Genomic DNA, 17,451 nt, shown 5'->3' on the forward strand with positions numbered 1-17,451 from the left:
TTATTACGCAGACAGTGTTTGCATTTTAAATACCAATAGACGCTCGCGCTACCAGCTCAATCCTCACGAAATCTTGGAGCATAGGACGAAGCTCGCTCAAAACCGTTCTCAATCTCTTTTCGCGCCCAATATCCCAATCATAAATAATTACCAACCTCAGATGGAAATCCGCAGGCAGAACAGCCGCCCTAACAACACGAGCCTGGTTAATATACTTTATCAGCAGGTTTTTAAAATTCGACACGGATCGGAGATACTTAACCTCCAAACACTGCAGCCCAGAACCTGTATAAGCAGCGGCATCATATACAACACCCGTCGCTCCCATTTTCACATTAGGCTTCACATCAAATCCTGCAAAGCGCTCATCAGAATCAATAAAATGCTGGGTAAGCTCGAACACTTCCTTAATTTGAGAAAGTTGCTTTTGTTTTTTGGCGTGCTCAATCAAATCCACATCATTATCTGTAGATGCAGACACGACACCATCCGAAACGGCCGATTCATCAGCGACCATATCAATAAGTTCCACGGACTGTTCAGCCGCTGGGCTTGACCCAGCATTATCGACCTGCAAAGAATCAGCATCAACTTGAATAGATTGGACTTCAATGCCGGCTACTACTCCAGCATCCCTATAGCTCTCAACTGGCAAACCACTCGAGCCCTGTGGAGTTTGACCAGCACCTTCCTGGCCATTACCAAAAGTCTCAGTTGTCAGTCTGACAAAGCTGTCAAACGGGCTTAACGTCTGTAAAAAAGACTCGTCCTTGCTATAGTCCTTTGGTGCATATAATTTCCCATGGTGCTTAACAACCAAATAACAAAACGCCACCAAAATCAGCACAGGAAACAAGACAATAAACCATATTATTACTATTCTCTCATTCGCCAGCAATGTGTTTGCCGCACTACCTAACATCCAGTTAGCAAATCCATAGACAAGAGATATAAACAACCCAATTATACCCAACGGGTTTCGTGCGACATCGCCCAATTTCATGCTATCTCTCCCTGACATTCAATTTCCAAGCTTGAGACACTAGAGCTGCGCCATCGAAACGATATCATCACAAATGCCATTAGGCCAGGCAATGGGCCTCCTGCATTTGTCTCGCCGCGAAACCATAGGCGTATTCGAAAAAGCGGCAGGCAACCGTGTTTATCTCCCCTCTATTCACTGCCGCAATATGGCGGCGAGGTATAACCATGCCTACCGCAATCGACCTATTCGCCGGCCTCGGCGGATGGAGTACCGGCGCTCGCGCTGCAGGCGTCCAGGTTCTCTGGGCGGCAAACCACTGGCCAGAGGCCGTGAAGTGGCATGCAGCCAATCACAAGGACACCGACCACGTATGCCAGGACCTGCACCAGGCCAACTGGGCAGCAGTTCCGCGCACAGATATCGGCATCGCTTCCCCATGCTGCCAAGGCCACGCAAAGGCCCGCGGCAAGAAGAACGGAAACCCGGAACATGATGCGTCGAGATCCACCGCCTGGGCTGTGCCTTCAGCGGCCGAGGTGCTCCAGCAGGATGCTTGGGTGATCGAGAACGTGCCCGAGTTCGTGAACTGGGTGCTCTACCCTAGCTGGGTGGATGCGATGCAGCGCCTGGGATATCAGGTCGCGCCGCACGTTGTCGATTGCGCCGACCTCGGCGTGCCGCAGCACCGGGTGCGCCTGTTCCTGATCTGCACAAAGAGCAAGGCGCCGATCCAGCTGCAGTTGCAGCAATGCGAGCACGTTCCGGCCAGCAGCTTCCTCGACTTCGACGCAGGGCGCTGGTCGCCAATCGAGAAACCAGGCCGAGCCCAGGCCACCCTTGACCGGGTGCGCAACGGCCGGCAGCGCTTCGGTGATCGGTTCATCATGCCCTACTACGGCAAAGGCTCCGGCACTACCGGCCGCGACATCAACCGGCCGATCGGCACCATCACCACCCTGGACCGCTGGGCCCTAGTAGACGGCAACCGCATGCGGATGCTCAGCGCCAACGAGGCCCTGGCCGCCATGTCATTCCCGGCCGACACCCTGCGTCCGGCTAACCACCGGTTGACCATGCACATGGCCGGTAACGCGGTACCGCCCCTTGCGGGGCAGCGAGTAATTGAAGCGCTGTTGAAGGCCGCTTAGGGCTTCGCCAAGTCAGAGCCGTCAAGGCTCCATAAATCTTCATCCGTCTCTAGCACGTGCTTAATAAGCTCGTGGCTGTGGCAAAGCGCGTCAACCCTGGCAGGAGTCATGTTCACGGCCTTGGCAATGGCGCGTGTAGATCGAAATTTGTACTTATCGGTTCTCGCAAACTCTCGGACAAGCCAATCATGAATCTTCTTGGAGTCCCTGAAGTCATCCCACTTTTGCTTACCCATTTGCACAGTAATCACCAGCCCGCCTCCAGCCACGCCAGAGGCAAGTTCGCTCCACTCGCCCATAACTCAAACTCCTTTTCCGGTGGTTAGACAAACTCTAGTCGATCTATCGAGGTATCCCCATGCCCACAGAAAACCGATTCTTGGCCAGTGTGTCAGCCAAGCGCGATGAGCAGTGCGACCTAATCACTTGGAAACGTCGGGCCATCGAGGCCGAATCCAAGCTCCGCACATACGATCCACAGATAGTGAAGCTCGGCGAGCGAGCCATGCAGGCGCTGCTGGCTGACCCGAAGCCGGCGCAGATGGTGCTGACCAAGTGCAGGTTGTGCGACCAGCTGCAGGCCGACCTGACGGAGCGTGATGAGTTGGTCGACAGGCTCCGCACGATCGGCGCCCGCAACGTTTTCCACGTCAACAACGGCTCCTGCCCCGACGAGGTCGAAGGGCATACCGCACGTGACAACGATTGCCCTGCCTGCCAGGCCTTGATGGATGCCGACGTGCTGCTCGGAAAACCCTGAATGAGCACATTTGTGCTCCATCCAACTGTAACCCCTCTCCCCTCTATTCACTGCCGCGAGCGAGCGGCCAAGGAATCGTCATGCCTGAAGAAATCAAGCTGATCCAGCCGGCGCCGGTCGTGCGCGATGAGAACGGATGGTGGTACCACCCCAGCATCCCGGACTTTGGCGGAACCGAAGATCCTGGCCCGTACAAGGCCTGGGCGGCTGAGCAAGGCCTGGAACTGAAGACCTGGTGCATGGATTCGGACTTGGTTGGGCACCCGTACTTCGACGGCGACGGCCATTGCAACGGCTGGGAGCCTGAGTCGCCTGGCCCGGAATGGTTCCTGATGGGCATCTTCGACACCGAGGACGGCCCGCATGTGCAATGGGCGTGCAGGGTGCAACCTGTCGAGTGCTCGCATATCTGGGCTAAGGCAGAGAACCGCGGGGCCGGTACCGGAGATATCTGCCAGGCCTGTCTGCAGGTGCGTCCATGACCCGGCTCGCCCTCTGCCTCCTGCTGCTGGCCACCGGCGCCAGCGCAACCGAGAACGTCATCGACGTGCAGCACGACAGCCAGCGCGGCGTCACCTGCTACCTGCTGAATGGGGTCGGCATCAGCTGCATCCCCGACAGCCAACTGCAGGCCGGCAACGAGCGCCAGCTCTCCCCGCACGAAACCCAACCCGAACCTACACCTGCTGCCGCGCCGGCGGCCTGGAATGATGAGAGGTATCAGCTGTGACCGATGCTCATTGGAATGGAGAAGGTTTGCCGCCACCTGGCACAGAATGCATGGTGACCCCGCACAACACGCTCTGGGGCTTCGAAAATCTCGACACGCGCCGCGTCAAGGTTGTTGCCCGCCAGGCTGATCACGAATGGCTGATGGAGCTGCATAGCGACGGATCCGACTCGCTCTCGTTCATCACGACGCGGACGGACAAGGTGGACTTCACCCCATGTCTCACACCCGAGCAGATCGCGGCCAATGAACGGGCTGCAGCTATCGAAGAAATGTGGGCGACCTACTGGAAGCCAGAGGTGCAGTCCGCTTTTGAAGGGCTTGGGCTCCTGTACGACGCGGGCTACCGCAAGCAGGCGCGGACATGACCAACCTGATCGAAAAGACCTGCACCTGCCCATCCGGCGACGGCTCACTGCGCTGGCCGTGCCCGGTTCACCCGCCAGAGGAGAAACGCAAATGATCGCCCTCGCCTACATGGCCTACCTGATCTATCGGGCACCGCGGTGAACAGCCACCAGTACCAGCCATTCTCTGCTCGGGGCTTCGGTAGCTGGCACACCTGCAGCGTCTGCGGAACATCCAAGCACAGCGGCTACTACTGGCTGGCCGGCTACAAGAGCAAGACCGAACCGCCCTGCATAGCCTGGAAGATCGACCAAGAGTGGAAGGCCCAGGCCATCCCCGCGCCCATCACCGAAGCCTAACCCCTCCCCCAACTACTCAAGCCCGCCGACATGCGCGGGTGAGGATCACGGTTTCGCTGAGGCTTTTAAATAAGTCAGCGCATCGCTGAATCGCTGCGCTCGCTCCAGGCTACCGGTCCTTACTGAACCAAGTTCTCTGCCGTCCTGCCCGCGAATGACCACTGTAAAGCGGCTGGACCTACCACGCTTTTGATAGATGGAGATATCGTCAATGGAATTCAGATAGATACGCCTGCTGGCGTCTTTGATAACGCTTCTGCTGCTGCCAGCAGCTATAGCGCCCGCACCGAGAGGCGCAGCAGTAGCAAACCCCGTCCCCTCAGAAACCATACCGTCGGACAAGATAATGACCTTGTCATTGATCAACACGGACTGTGGTCGGAATTTCTTTCCGTAGTCTTCAAAGAATGCTTGCTCAACGAATTCAGCTGCCTGCTGCCGATCACTGAAATGTGTCGCAGATGGCGAGTAATTCAGGCGCTGGCTACCACAGCCTGCCATGAAACAACTCAGCAGGATAACTGCACACCACTTGACTCCATTCGACATGCGCCCCCCTGGATTTGGAATTCAAAGCCGGAGGTTAACCGCGACCCTATCAATTATCCATAGCCATAACCTGCCGCCACCAGCGGCGTGGAGACCAACATGCAAGACGAAGAACGCCAGCCGGTGGCCTATGTATCCGACAAGGTCCCAGAGGAAAAAATGGCCGAACTGATCGGGACGACCAAGCGGGCCTTGGAAGGAAAGCGAAGCCGCGGCGTGATCCCTGAGGGGGTTTGGAAGAAGATCGACGGCCGGATTTTTTACAGCATCAGGAGATACGAAGCGTGGCTGGAAGGAAGCTGGGGCTACCCACTGGAGTCGAGCTCATCGGCAAGTCAATTCGGATCCGTTTTACTTGGAACAGTGAGCGTAGATCCGAAACGCTCGCATATCCCCAAACCGCCAAGGGGATCAAGGCGGCAGCCGATCTACGCGCTCAAGTAGTCAGCCTGGCCAAGCACGGAGTACTGGACGAAAAAAGGTACGCCGAGCTGTTTCCGGCCTCCAGCTACACAGCGTCAGCCAACGAACTGATGTTTGGCGAGTACGCGCAGAGCTGGCTGAACAGCTTGGAGGTGGTGCACGACACTCGGGTCAACTACAAAGGATTGATGAACAACTACTGGATGCCCCATCTGGCGACACTACCGATCAAGGCGGTAACGCCGATGGTGCTGAGGGAGGTGGTCGCAAAGACCGAATGGAAGAGCTCGACAGTCAAGCGCGCCGCCATCGCCCGGGTTAAAGCGATGTTTCGCGCAGCGGTGTATGACGAGGTGGTGGACAGGAACCCGGCGGCATCGATCCAGTTGCCGCAGAAGAACAAGAAGCAGGTCGACCCTTTCACGGTTGAAGAGGCGGATGACCTGATCAGGTGGATGTACAAGAACTTTTCGCGCTGCAACCAGGTGTTCGCAGCCTTCTATGAGTTCGCCTTCTATACCGGAATGCGCACTGGCGAGATCATGGCGCTGCGCTGGGACGAGATCGATTTCGAGAAGAAGACGGCCCACGTCTGCCGGATCGTCGTAGAAAACCAGGTCGTGGAGCGGACGAAGACCAAGTACACCCGAACGATCATGCTCAACAGTCGCGCCTTGGCAGCTCTCGGGCGAGCCAGGGAGATTGCAAGCACTCGAAAGCGAAACGGTAGGCGGGTGTCCGCTGAATCACCGTTCATCTTTCAGCCTGCCGGCAGATCCCCTCACATGAAAGGTACCAGCACGCCTGGCTTTCACTTCAACCAGGCGGTCGAAGCGACTTCAATTCGGGCCAGGCCACAGTACAACTGCAGGCACACATATGCCACGATGTGCCTCATGTCAGGGATGAATCCCGCTTTCATCGCCGGGCAACTGGGGCACTCCGTTCAGGTACTGCTCACCACGTACGCCAAGTGGCTGAATTCAGCAAATGACTGGTCCGAACTTGCCAAGCTGGAATCGGCAGTAATTGGTACGGAATTGGTACAGGATTAAATTTCCTTCACGTTACGCCCTTTGGATATAAGGCATTCGACAGCCGTTCGACCATACTCCAGAATGCAACGGTTTTTTGGGGGGAAACCCTTGCACAGCCAACGACATACCAACATTTAGTGAGCCTCAACGTGAAAACTTCCCTGTCCATCCTCAGCCTGCTGCTGTTGCTCACAGGAACCGCGACCCTACCGTCGACCGCTGCTGCACAACCCCCGGCCCAGGTCCAGCGTGACCCGAGCAAACTGCACCTGGCGTCCGGCAGCGCCCTGTTGATCGACCTCAACACCAACAAGGAGCTGTATTCCAGCCACGCCGATCGCGTGCGCCCCATCGCCTCGGTCACCAAGCTGATGACCGCGATGGTCGTGCTCGACGCCAAGCTGCCCATGGACGAAATGCTCAGCATGACCATCGCCAACAACCCGGAGATGAAGGGCGTGTATTCCCGGGTGCGCCTGGGCAGCGAGCTGAACCGTCGCGAGACGCTGCTGATCACCCTGATGTCGTCGGAAAACCGTGCGGCCAACTCCCTGGCCAACCACTACCCCGGTGGCTATGGCGCGTTCATCAAGGCGATGAACGCCAAGGCCCGCAGCCTGGGCATGAGCCATACCCGCTACGTCGAGCCGACCGGCCTGTCGACCTTGAACGTCTCCACCGCCCAGGACCTGGCCAAGCTGCTGATGGCCTCGCGCAAGTACCCGATGCTCAGCGAGCTGTCGGTCACCCGCGAAAAGACCGTGGCGTTCCGCAAGCCCAACTACACCCTGGGCTTCCGCAATACCGACCACCTGGTCAACAAGAGCAACTGGGACATCAAGCTGACCAAGACCGGCTTCACCAACGAGGCGGGGCACTGCCTGGTGCTGCTGACGAAGATGGACAACCGCCCGGTGGCCATGGTGATTCTCGATGCGTTCGGCAAGTACACCCACTTCGCCGACGCCAGCCGCATGCGCCAGTGGCTGGAGACCGGCGCGGCCAAGCCAGCGCCGGCAGTGGCCATGCAGTACAAGAGTGAAAGGCAGCGAGCGCGCCTGGCGCAGGACTGAAACGGCAACGCCCCGCATAAGCGGGGCGTTGTGAACTGAAACCGGCCGCTTTCAGGCCTGGGTGGATACCATGCCACCGGCACTGTTGCCGCCGGTCCTGCTCAGCGTTTCAAGCAACTTCGCGGTCGCTGCCTGGATTTGCCCGCTCAGGGTGGCGATGCTCGACTGCTTGGCGAGAATCATCGTCGCCTTGGCGGTGTCGTCCATGTCCTGCGCGGCGATCTTCGCCAGCTGACGCTGCTCTTCGGCCAGCTGCTTCTGCAACTGCCTGATCATCTCGCGCATTTCCTCAATGTAGGACGGCTCGCCGCTACCCTTGTCCTCCTCGGCCTTCTTTGCGCCGGCAGGCTTGCCTGATTCGTCTGTGCCTTTGAGGTCTACCGCGACAGTAGCCGGCGACTTCTCGTCTTCTTTGGCCTGTCCTTTGACCAGTTGCGTGGCGATGCTGCTGCTGACGTTGTTGATACCTACCATTCCCTAATCCTCCACGGTGGGTCCTTTCAATGACTGGAGTATCGGCACCACGCGCGCAAACTTGATGCTCACCCACCGATAAATTTACCCGCCCGCCATTCGTCCACCTGATACCCGAGCCCTGCCCTAGCGCCCACCGCGCCGCCAGGCCGGAACCGATCAGCCCTGCAACGAGATGGCAATGACCAAGACCCGCTCCCGCAAAGCCTTGTACATCGGCCTGCCCCTGGCCCTGGTGGCCGCCCTGGGTGGAGCCGCCGGCTATTACTTCTGGAAACAGGACGGCGGCTACCCCCGTGCAATCGTGCAGCAGGCCAACGACCTGCATGAGCACATGCTCTCCTTCGACAGCCATGTGACCGTGCCGTTGGGCTACGGCAGCACCGGCTACGAAGCAGACAAGGACGGCCGTGGCCAGTTCGACCTGGCCAAGGCGGCCAAAGGCCGGCTGTCCGGCGCGGCGCTGACCGTCTTCGGTTGGCCGGAGCTGTGGAACGGCCCGAACGCGCCGCACCGCCCAACGCCTGGCTTCATCGACGAGGCTCGCAACCAGCAGGAAGTGCGCTACAAGATCATCAGCGGCATCGTGCGCGACTTCCCCAACCAGGTCGGCATCGCCTACACACCGGACGACTTCCGGCGCCTGAACGGCGAAGGCAAGTTCGCCATCTTCATCAGCATGCTCAACGCCTACCCGCTGGGCAGCGACCTGTCGCAGCTCGACTTGTGGGCCAAGCGCGGCATGCGCATGTTCGGCTTCAGCTACACCGGTAACAACGCCTGGGCCGATTCCTCGCGGCCGCTGCCTTTCTTCAACGACACCCCCGACGCCTTCGGCGGCCTGTCGCCACTGGGCGAGCAGGCGGTCAAGCGGCTCAACGACCTGGGGGTGATCATCGATGTCTCGCAGATGTCCACCCTGGCCCTTGAAGACGTCGCTCGCCTGAGCCGCGCGCCATTCGTGGCCTCGCATTCGGCGCCACGGGCGCTGGTGGACATTCCGCGCAACCTGTCCGACAAGGAGATGCAACTGATCAAGGACAGCGGCGGTGTGCTTCAGGTGGTGGCCTTCACCACCTACCTCAAGCCCCTGAGCAAGCCGACCCTGGAGAAGCTCGAGGCCCTGCGCGCACGCTTCGACCTGCAACCGTTGCAAGGCCTGACCAACGCACTGATGCCGGGCGACCCGATCATCGCCATCTGGCCGGAGGCGCGCTTCGGCGAATACGCCAGCAGCCTGTACGCCATCGTCGACGAAGAGCCCCGCGCCGGCCTCAAGGAGTATGTCGACGCCATCGACTACGCCGTGAAGAAGATGGGCATCGACCATGTCGGCATCAGTTCCGACTTCAACGATGGCGGCGGCGTCACCGGTTTCATGAACGTCGGCGAGATCCGCAACGTGACCGCCGAACTGCTGACCCGCGGCTATTCAGAAACCGATATCGCCAAGCTCTGGGCCGGCAACTTCCTGCGCGTCTGGGGGCAGGTGCAGAAGGCCGCCAACCCCGTGGCCCTGGTCGCCAAAAGTGTCCAGGAAGTGCGCCATGACTGATCGGCGCGCCTTCCTCAAACAGGCCGCCGCCCTGGCGGCCAGCCTGCCGTTGCTGCCAAGTGCCCTGGCCGCCGCCCCCGCCCCAGCGTCATTGCAGGGCGCGGACAAATGGCGCCAGTTGCGCCAACTGTTCCCCCTTGCGCCAGATGTCGCGCACTTCGCCAACTTCCTGATCACCGCCCACCCGCGCCCGGTGCAGGACGCGATCGACCGCCACCGCGCCACCCTCGACCACAACCCTGCGGTGTGCATGGACTGGGAGAGCCAGTACGAATGGCAGCGCGAGGATGAGGTCCGCGAGTGGGCAGGCCGCTATCTGGACGTGCGCCCCCGCCAGATCGCCCTCACCGGCAGCACCACCGAGGGCCTGGGCATGATCTATGGCGGCCTGCACGTGGCGTCGCACCAGGAGATCCTGACCACCGCGCACGAGCACTACTCGACCCACAACTGCCTGGCCTTCCGTCAGCGCCAGCATGGCACCCAGGTGCGCAAGCTGCGCCTGTTCGACAAGCCGGGCGACGTGTCCACCGACCGGGTGCTGAGCGTGATCGACAGCAGCATTCGCCCTGAAACCCGCGTGCTGGGCATGACCTGGGTGCACTCGGGCAGCGGCGTCAAGCTGCCGGTGGGCGCCATCGGCGAGCTGGTGCGCCAGCACAACCGCAACCGCGACGAGGCCGAGCGCATTGTCTACGTGGTCGATGGCGTGCATGGCTTCGGCGTGGAAAACGCCCGCTTCGCCGACTTCAACTGCGACTACTTCATCGCCGGCACCCACAAATGGATGTTCGGCCCACGCGGGACCGGGATCATCTGCGCGGCGTCCGAGCAGATGCAGCACCTGACACCGACCTTCGCCACCTTCTCGCGCAACGAGGACTTCGGCACCATCATGACGCCGGGCGGGTACCACGCCTTCGAACATCGCTGGGCGCTGGGCGAGGCCTTCAAGCTGCACCTGGAGCTGGGCAAGGCCGATGTCCAGGCGCGTATTCACCAGCTCAACGACTACCTCAAGGCGCGGCTGGCCGAGCACCGCGCCGTCGAGCTGGTGACGCCGGTCAGCCGCGAGTTCTCCGCAGGCTTCACCTTCTTGCGCATCAAGGATCGTGATCCGGATGCCGTGGCCGCCTACCTGAACGCAAACAAGGTCATGGTCGATGCCGTGGACCGCGACGCAGGGCCGGTGATCCGCTTTGCGCCGAGCCTGCTCAACGACGAACAGCAGGTCGACCGGGCCATGGCATTGCTGCGTACGCAGATCGGGTAAGCCTCGTCACGGCCTCGCCGGTGCCATCCTGCATGCGCGCCATCGCGGGGCAAGCCCGCTCCCACGCTAACCGTCCACGTGCTCGCAGCTAGCGCAACAACGTCTGGATCTGCTCGTGCAAGGTATCCAGGTCGAACGGCTTGGCCAGGATCGGCGCCTTGCGCGCGATGGGGCTGCCCGACTCGAGAATCTCCGCCGGGTAGCCGCTGATGAAGATCACCTTCAGGTCAGGCCGCAATTTCACTGCAGGCTCTGCAATCTCCACCCCGGAAATCCCGCCCGGCAGGCGGAAATCGGTGACCATCAGGTCCAGGTGCGGTTTGCTGGCCAGGATCGCGAACGCCTGCTCGCCATCCTCGGCCACCAGCACGTGATAGCCCTCGCCTGCCAGGTAATCACGCAGAATCATGCGGATCGCCGGCTCGTCCTCGACCACCAGTACCACGTCTTGTGCATCTTCACTCATGACAACGCCTTCGAATTCAATAGGTTGGCTATCAGACCGCAGCTTTACGCAGAGGTTGCCCGGGTCTGGTCACAGGCGTGCGGCAACACCGAAAGCGGCAGCTGGACGGTGAACGTCGACCCTGCTCCAACCTGGCTGTGGACCTGGATCCGCCCGCCGTGAGCGAGGATGATCTGCTCGGAAATGTACAGCCCCAGGCCCAGGCCGCCACTGGCCTGCTGCGCGGCGACGCGCTCGAATTGCTGGAAGATCCGCTGCTGGTTCTGCGCATCGATGCCGATACCCTGGTCCTGAACCTGCACGCAGGCCATGGCGTGCTCTTCGAACACCCGCACCTGCACAGGCTTGCGATTGCCGTAGCGCAAGGCATTGGACAACAGGTTGGCCACCACCTGTTCAATCCGGAATTCGTCCCACTCACCCTGCAAGGCATCGCAGCGCTGCAGCTCGATGACGGTGTCCACCGCGCTGGCCTGGGCGGTAAAGTTCTCCACCAGGCCCCGTACCAGCTGGCCAAGGTCAAAAGTCCGCGGCCGGATCGACAGCTTGCCGGTGCGAATCCGCGAGACATCGAGCATGTCCTCGACCAGGCGGATCAGGCTGTTGATCTGGCGCTCATCGCGCTCGACCATGGCCTTGAGCTTGTCTTCGCTGAACGCCGCGAGGTTGCCGCGAGACAGGTGCATGCGGCGCAACTGGGTCTCCAGGATCAGCCCGTTGAGTGGCGTACGCACCTCGTGAGAGACGATCGACATGAAGTCGTCGCGCATGCGCACCGCCCGCTCCAGCTCGCCACGGGCCAGCTGCAACTGGTTGAGCAGCAATTCCTGCTCCTCGCGGCCCTGCTCCAGCGCCTGCAGCTGGCGGTCCAGGGCCTTGCGCTGGCGGAACAGGTCGACGAACACCGATACCTTGCTCTTCACCGCCAAGGTTTCCAGCGGTTTGTGCAGGAAATCCACCGCCCCGCTCTCGTACCCCTTGAAGGCATAGTTCATCTCGCGCCCGGCGGCGCTGACGAAGACGATGGGGATGTTGCGGGTCTTCTCCATGCCGCGCATCAGCTCGGCCAGCTCGAAGCCGTTCATGCCGGGCATCTGCACATCGAGAATGGCCAGGGCGAACTCGTGTTCGAGCAGGAGCGACAGCGCCTCGTCGGCCGACTGGGCCTGGTACACCTCACGGTCATCGCCCTGGATCAGGGCGTCCAGGGCCAGCAGGTTTTCCGGCAGGTCGTCGACGATCAGCAGTTTCGCGATGATGTGGCTTAGCATGCGCTGGGTTCCAGGGTAGCGAGCAACTGCCCGATACCACTCAGGGAAAGAATATGGTCCGGGTCGTGCAGGGCCAGGGCGGCCTCCGGCATCAACGCGACCTGTGCTTCGCGGGGGTCCTGGACGACCGTCCGGCCACCGCTTTGTCTGATCCGCAAAAGCCCCTGGGCGCCGTCTTCATTGGCGCCGGTGAGCAATACGCCGAGCAGCTCCGGGCCGTAGGCGTCGGCGGCCGACTCGAAGAGAAAATCGATTGCCGGTCGCGAGAAATGCACCGGTTCCTCCTGGCTCAGCGACAGGGTGAAATCACCCTCCACCGACAGGTGATAGCCCGGCCCCGCCACATAGATCAGCCCCGGCTCTATCCGCGCCTTGTCGAGGGCCTCGCGAACCGGACGGCGCAGGCGGCGCTGCAGTACCTCGGCCAGCTGGCTGTGGCGATCGTCGGGCAGGTGCAGTACGCACAGCACCGGGATGGCGAAATCGGAGGGCAGCGCGCCGAGCACGCTGAACAGTGCCGACACGCCACCCGCCGAGGCGCCAATGACTATCGCCCGCACGCTGTTCATATCTTGCGGTAGATCCGCTCGGGCCGTACCAGCGGCTCGAAACGCTCGCCGTAGGCCGAGAAGTCCACCGACTCCTTGCTGCCCAGCACCAGGAAACCGCGGTGGCACAGCGACTCGTGGAACAGCCCCAGGGCACGGTCCTGCAGGCCCTTGTTGAAGTAGATCAGCACATTGCGGCACGACACCAGTTGCGTCTCGGAGAACACGCTGTCGGTGGCCAGACTGTGATCGGCGAAGGTCACGTTGTCACGCAGGCTGGCGTCCATGATGGCGTTGCCATAGGCGCTGGTGTAGTACTCGGAAAAGTCTCGCCGACCACCGGCCTTGCGGTAGTTCTCTTCGTACTCGCGCATGCTCTGCATCGAGTAGATGCCCTGCTTGGCCCGCTCCAGCGAGTGCGGGTTGATGTCGGTGGCATAGAGGATGGTGCGCTCGAGCAGGCCTTCCTCGCGTAGCAGGATGGCCATGGAATACACCTCCTCGCCAGTGCTGCAACCGGCGATCCAGATCTTCAGCGACGGCCAGGTGCGCAGCAGCGGCACCACTTCGTTGCGCAGTGCCAGGAAGTGCCCGGGGTCGCGGAACATCTCGCTGACCGGGATCGTCAGGTACTGCAGCAGCTCGAGGAACATGCCCGGGTCATGCAGCACCCGCTCCTGCAGCGCCGACACCGTGCGGCAATCGAACTGGCGCACGGCGTGAAGGATCCGGCGCTTGATCGAGGCGCCGGAGTAATCGCGAAAGTCATAGCTGTACTTGAGGTAGATCGCCTCGATCAGCAGCCGGATCTCGATATCGGTATTGCGTTCACTGGTCAAGATTTCAGATTCGCTCCAATTGCGGCAGCCAGACCCGGATCAACGAGAACAGGCGGTCCAGCTCGATCGGTTTGGCCAGGTAGTCGTTGGCCCCGGCCTGCAGGCAACGCTGCTGGTCGTCCTTCATTGCCTTGGCGGTCACGGCGATGATCGGCAGCTTGCGCCAACGCGGTTGCTGGCGAATCAGCCGGGTCGCCTCGTAGCCGTCCATTTCCGGCATCATCACGTCCATCAGTACCAGGTCGATGTCGTCATTGGCTTCCAGGCATGCTATGGCCTCGCGCCCGTTGCGGCCGATCTCGACGATGGCGCCCTTGTGCTCCAGGGCACTGGTCAGGGCGAAGATATTGCGCACGTCATCGTCCACCAGCAGGATCTTGCGCCCCTCGAACACCTTGTCGCGGCTGCGGGCGGTCTTGAGCATGCGCTGGCGCTCGTTGGACAGCTGCGACTCGACCTTGTGCAGGAACAGCGTCACCTCGTCGAGCAGGCGCTCGGGCGAACGCGCCCCCTTGATGATGATCGAGCGCGAGTACTTGAGCAGGTCGGCCTCTTCCTCGCGGGTGAGGTTGCGCCCGGTGTAGACGATCACCGGCGGGAAACTGCGGATGTCTTCGGCGGTCATGCGCTTGAGCAGCTCATTGCCGAGCATGTCGGGCAGCTTGAGGTCGATGATCATGCAGTCGTAGATGTTCTCGCGCAGCAGCGCCAGGGCATCCTGGGCCATGGCCACGGCGGTGATTTCGATATCGTCGTCGCCGATCAGGCGGGCGATGCTCTCGCGCTGCAGGTCATCGTCCTCCACCAGCAGGATGTGCTTGAGTTTCTGCGTGAGCTTGGCCTCCAGGCGACCGAACACGGCCTTGAGTTCCTCGCGGCTGGTGGGCTTGACCGCGTAGCCCACCGCGCCCATGTGCATGGCCGCCTCGACGCGGTCCTCCACCGAGATGATATGCACCGGAATGTGCCGGGTACCGGCCTGCTCTTTCAGGCGCTGCAACACGGTGAGCCCGGAATGGTCAGGCAGGCGCATGTCCAGCAGGATCGCGTCGGGCAGGTACTGGGCGGCCAGTTCGAAGCCCTCGTCGGCAGCGTGGGCGACCAGGCAGCTATAACCCAGTTCGTGGGCGAGGTCGAAGAGGATGCGGGCGAAATTCGGCTCGTCCTCGATCACCAGGATGCAGCGGTTGCCGAACGGCGCACGCTCGCGGTCATCGGCGAAGGCCGGGGTCGGGCGCTCGCTGCGAACGGGGACCGGCACGGGTGGCGCCGGCGGCAGTTCGTCGACCGCCGGGCGCAGGCTGTGCACCTCGACCTGCTGCGCCGAGGGTTCGAAGTGCTCGGGCAGGATCAGGCTGAACACGCTGCCCTGCCCCGGGCTGCTGTCGACATTGATCTGCCCGCCAAGCAGGTGGGCCAGGTCACGGGAGATGGACAGCCCCAGGCCCGTGCCACCATAGCGGCGGTTGCTGGTGCCATCGACCTGGTGGAAGGCGCCGAAGATCGCCTGCTGCTGGTCGGCAGCGATGCCGATGCCGGTGTCGCGCACCGCGAAGACGATGCCCAGGCCCGCCTGATGGCTGATGCGCAGGCTGACCTGGCCGCGCTCGGTGAACTTGATGGCGTTGGACAACAGGTTCTTGAGAATCTGCTCCAGGCGCTGGCGGTCGGTGAACAGGGCCGCCGGCAACGGCTGCTCCAGCTGCACGGCGAAGGACAGGCCCTTGTCCTGCGCCAACGGCCGGAACATGCCCTGCAGGCCTTCGACCAGACGCTCCAGCGGGGTGCTTTCGGCGCGCACTTCCAGCTTGCCGGCCTCGACCTTGGCAATGTCGAGAATATCGTTGATCAGGTTGAGCAAGTCATTGCCGGCCGAATAGATCGACTCGGCAAACTTCACCTGTTCCTCGCTGAGATTGCCTTCGGCGTTCTCGGCCAGCAGCTTGGCCAGGATCAGCGAGCTGTTGAGCGGTGTCCGCAGCTCATGGGACATGTTGGCGAGGAATTCGGACTTGTACTTGCTCGAGCGCTGCAGGTCATCGGCGCGCGCCTGCAACTCGACCTGGGCCTGGTTCAGCTCGCTGTTCTTGCGGTCCAGGGCCTCGGTGCGCTCGGCCAGTTGCTCGTTGGTCTGCTCCAGCTCCGCCTGCTGGGTCTCCAGGTGGGCCTGAGACTCCTTGAGCACCCGCGACTGTTCCTCGAGCTCTTCGTTGGCGGTCTTGAGCTCCTCCTGCTGCACCTGCAGTTCTTCGTTGAGCTGCTGGGTCTCGGCCAGCACTTCCTGCAGACGCTGACGGTACCGCGCGCTTTCGATGGAGATGCCCAGGTTTTCGGCGACTCGCTGCAGCAGTTCCACGTCACGTTCCTGCAGCGGACGCAGGAACCCCAGCTCCAGCACGCCGTTGACCCGCCCATCGTCCTGCGCCGGCACCAGCACGCCGCTGCGCGGCAGACCACGGCCCAGGCCCGAGCTCAGGCGATAGTAGTCCTCCGGCAGCTCGTCCAGGCGCAACAGCCGCCCCTGGGCCACCGCCTCGCCCAGCAGGCCGGCATGATCGCCCACGCGCGGTTCGCTGCCCTGCTGTTCGGCATCCAGCCCATAGGCGGCGACCCGCACCAGCTGGCCATGCTCATCGCGCACATACAGCGCACCGACCACGCTGCCCAGGTAACCGGCGAAAAAGCGCAGGATGTTGTCACCGAGCATCGGCAGCGTCAGCTGGCCGAGCACCTGTTCGGCCAGCTGGGTCTGCCCGGCGCGCAGCCAGGCCTGTTGCTCCAGGCGCTCGGCGGCGCGTTGCTGGGCTTCCAGGTTCTCGACATAGTTCGAGGACAAGGCCAGCAGGTCACGCCGCCCAAGGTAGGCAAGCAACGCGCTCAGGGCTACGATGAACAGCACGAACGCCGAGATCGCGGTCATGGTGACCGTGCTGACCGTCTCGTTGCGCGACGTGCGCAGTTGCTGCTCGGTGTTGATGAAGGTGTCGAATTCCTTGCGGATCTCGTCGGTCAGGCGCTTGCCGCGGCCACGGCCAATCGACGACGACACATCACCCTGCTGGCTGCGCCGCTGGCTGATGACTTCGTTGCCGAAAGTGTTCCACTCGCGCTGCAACGCTGCGATGCGGTCGATGCGGTCGACTTGCTGAGGGTTGTCGGCCACCATTCCCCGCAGGCTGTCCAGGCTGCCGAAGATGCGCGGCTTGGCAACCTCGTAGGGGTCGAGGAAACGCTCTTCGCCGGTCAGCAGATAGCCGCGCATGCCGGTTTCCATGTCGATCGACAGCTTGATCGTCTCGTTGGCATTGCCGATCACCCGATCGGTGTGCTCGACCCACTGCATGGCCGAGAGCAGGTAATTGATCACCGCGACAAAGGCCACGGCGCCCAGTAACCCCACTCCCAGGGGCAGGCCGACGTTGCGGCTCAGCAGTTTGCGAAAACTGCGTTGGTCCATCGAGGCTGCTTGAATCATGTGAAAGTGCCCGAGCGAAAAAAGTCCATTGAACAGACCGGCGTCTACGTCGTGTAAGTGCTGCCCTGCGCCAGACCGACCGCGAATACAGCGAGTCTAACCAGCTTTCGCGGATCTGGCAGGGCATTTAGCCAGTAT

At 61.5% G+C, this 17,451-nt stretch carries 19 protein-coding genes and 1 pseudogene; 11 read left to right on the plus strand and 9 right to left on the minus strand.

The genetic code is table 11. The annotated features are described in order from the left end of the window. Positions 1-25: 25 nt before the first annotated feature. Positions 26-1,003, minus strand: a complete 978-nt coding sequence (locus ABZO33_RS23950; protein ID WP_414538065.1) for a hypothetical protein — start codon at positions 1,001-1,003, stop codon at positions 26-28. Between the two features lie 206 nt (positions 1,004-1,209). Here ABZO33_RS23950 and ABZO33_RS23955 point away from each other — a divergent pair, with 206 nt between their 5' ends. Next, positions 1,210-2,133, plus strand: coding sequence for a DNA cytosine methyltransferase (locus ABZO33_RS23955; RefSeq protein ID WP_414538066.1), 924 nt, complete (start codon positions 1,210-1,212; stop codon positions 2,131-2,133). Here the strand turns inward: ABZO33_RS23955 and ABZO33_RS23960 are convergent. Further along, positions 2,130-2,432, minus strand: a complete 303-nt coding sequence (locus tag ABZO33_RS23960; RefSeq protein WP_414538067.1) for a hypothetical protein — start codon at positions 2,430-2,432, stop codon at positions 2,130-2,132. The two genes, ABZO33_RS23955 and ABZO33_RS23960, sit on opposite strands and share 4 nt — an antisense overlap. A gap of 59 nt (positions 2,433-2,491) precedes the next feature. Here ABZO33_RS23960 and ABZO33_RS23965 point away from each other — a divergent pair, with 59 nt between their 5' ends. The 5 genes from ABZO33_RS23965 (at position 2,492) to ABZO33_RS23985 (ending at position 4,330) form a co-directional block, all read left to right on the plus strand. Beyond that, positions 2,492-2,893: a hypothetical protein gene (locus ABZO33_RS23965; RefSeq protein WP_414538068.1), complete on the plus strand. Its 402-nt coding sequence runs from the start codon at positions 2,492-2,494 to the stop codon at positions 2,891-2,893. A gap of 80 nt (positions 2,894-2,973) precedes the next feature. Beyond that, complete coding sequence (locus tag ABZO33_RS23970) at positions 2,974-3,375, plus strand: hypothetical protein (RefSeq protein WP_414538069.1); 402 nt, start codon at positions 2,974-2,976, stop codon at positions 3,373-3,375. Further along, entirely contained in the window at positions 3,372-3,623 is a 252-nt protein-coding gene (locus tag ABZO33_RS23975; protein WP_099431079.1) for a hypothetical protein, read from the plus strand. Before ABZO33_RS23970 ends, ABZO33_RS23975 begins: the two co-directional genes overlap by 4 nt. Before the next feature lie 50 nt (positions 3,624-3,673). Beyond that, positions 3,674-3,991 (plus strand): hypothetical protein, encoded by a 318-nt coding sequence (locus ABZO33_RS23980; protein WP_414538070.1) that lies wholly within the window; start codon positions 3,674-3,676, stop codon positions 3,989-3,991. A 138-nt stretch (positions 3,992-4,129) separates the two neighbouring features. Next, positions 4,130-4,330: a hypothetical protein gene (locus tag ABZO33_RS23985; protein ID WP_414538071.1), complete on the plus strand. Its 201-nt coding sequence runs from the start codon at positions 4,130-4,132 to the stop codon at positions 4,328-4,330. Positions 4,331-4,375: 45 nt separating this feature from the next. On the opposite strand, the gene ABZO33_RS23990 is transcribed toward ABZO33_RS23985, so the two are convergent. Continuing rightward, positions 4,376-4,879, minus strand: a complete 504-nt coding sequence (locus tag ABZO33_RS23990) for a hypothetical protein (RefSeq protein ID WP_414538072.1) — start codon at positions 4,877-4,879, stop codon at positions 4,376-4,378. Positions 4,880-5,163: 284 nt separating this feature from the next. Between ABZO33_RS23990 and ABZO33_RS23995 the strand changes: the two are divergent. The 3 genes and pseudogenes from ABZO33_RS23995 to pbpG form a co-directional block, all read left to right on the plus strand. Further along, positions 5,164-5,328, plus strand: a pseudogene (locus tag ABZO33_RS23995) (Arm DNA-binding domain-containing protein); the annotation flags it as partial. Between the two features lie 84 nt (positions 5,329-5,412). Continuing rightward, positions 5,413-6,357: a tyrosine-type recombinase/integrase gene (locus tag ABZO33_RS24000; RefSeq protein WP_414538097.1), complete on the plus strand. Its 945-nt coding sequence runs from the start codon at positions 5,413-5,415 to the stop codon at positions 6,355-6,357. A 131-nt stretch (positions 6,358-6,488) separates the two neighbouring features. Continuing rightward, positions 6,489-7,412 (plus strand): D-alanyl-D-alanine endopeptidase, encoded by a 924-nt coding sequence (pbpG, locus tag ABZO33_RS24005; protein ID WP_414538073.1) that lies wholly within the window; start codon positions 6,489-6,491, stop codon positions 7,410-7,412. Positions 7,413-7,463: 51 nt separating this feature from the next. Here the strand turns inward: pbpG and ABZO33_RS24010 are convergent, their stop codons facing one another. Next, complete coding sequence (locus tag ABZO33_RS24010; RefSeq protein WP_414538074.1) at positions 7,464-7,886, minus strand: hypothetical protein; 423 nt, start codon at positions 7,884-7,886, stop codon at positions 7,464-7,466. Positions 7,887-8,067: 181 nt separating this feature from the next. Between ABZO33_RS24010 and pvdM the strand changes: the two genes are divergently transcribed. Together pvdM and ABZO33_RS24020 are read left to right on the plus strand one after the other, a co-directional pair. Then, entirely contained in the window at positions 8,068-9,441 is a 1,374-nt protein-coding gene (gene pvdM, locus ABZO33_RS24015) for a pyoverdine-tailoring dipeptidase-like protein PvdM (RefSeq protein WP_414538075.1), read from the plus strand. Next, the gene (locus ABZO33_RS24020; protein WP_414538076.1) at positions 9,434-10,714 is read left to right on the plus strand and encodes an aminotransferase class V-fold PLP-dependent enzyme; all 1,281 of its coding nucleotides are present in this window, start codon (positions 9,434-9,436) and stop codon (positions 10,712-10,714) included. The genes pvdM and ABZO33_RS24020 overlap by 8 nt, the downstream gene beginning before the upstream one ends. A gap of 88 nt (positions 10,715-10,802) precedes the next feature. Here ABZO33_RS24020 and ABZO33_RS24025 read toward each other — a convergent pair whose 3' ends face one another. Genes ABZO33_RS24025 through ABZO33_RS24045 form a run of 5 tightly spaced genes read right to left on the minus strand, consistent with a single transcriptional unit; the run spans position 10,803 to position 17,313 of the window. Next, positions 10,803-11,180: a response regulator gene (locus ABZO33_RS24025; RefSeq protein WP_110699668.1), complete on the minus strand. Its 378-nt coding sequence runs from the start codon at positions 11,178-11,180 to the stop codon at positions 10,803-10,805. Positions 11,181-11,224: 44 nt separating this feature from the next. Further along, positions 11,225-12,451 carry an ATP-binding protein gene (locus ABZO33_RS24030; protein ID WP_414538077.1) on the minus strand — a complete coding sequence of 409 codons (1,227 nt, stop codon included), beginning with the start codon at positions 12,449-12,451 and terminating at the stop codon, positions 11,225-11,227. Continuing rightward, positions 12,445-13,020 (minus strand): chemotaxis protein CheB, encoded by a 576-nt coding sequence (locus ABZO33_RS24035; RefSeq protein ID WP_414538078.1) that lies wholly within the window; start codon positions 13,018-13,020, stop codon positions 12,445-12,447. The genes ABZO33_RS24030 and ABZO33_RS24035 overlap by 7 nt, the downstream gene beginning before the upstream one ends. Then, a complete protein-coding gene (locus tag ABZO33_RS24040; RefSeq protein ID WP_414538079.1) occupies positions 13,017-13,838 on the minus strand; it encodes a CheR family methyltransferase in 822 nt (273 codons plus the stop codon). Before ABZO33_RS24040 ends, ABZO33_RS24035 begins: the two co-directional genes overlap by 4 nt. A gap of 4 nt (positions 13,839-13,842) precedes the next feature. Beyond that, the gene (locus ABZO33_RS24045) at positions 13,843-17,313 is read right to left on the minus strand and encodes a response regulator (RefSeq protein WP_414538080.1); all 3,471 of its coding nucleotides are present in this window, start codon (positions 17,311-17,313) and stop codon (positions 13,843-13,845) included. Positions 17,314-17,451 lie beyond the last annotated feature (138 nt).

It is taken from the genome of Pseudomonas sp. CAM1A (assembly GCF_047501685.1).
GTDB lineage: Bacteria > Pseudomonadota > Gammaproteobacteria > Pseudomonadales > Pseudomonadaceae > Aquipseudomonas.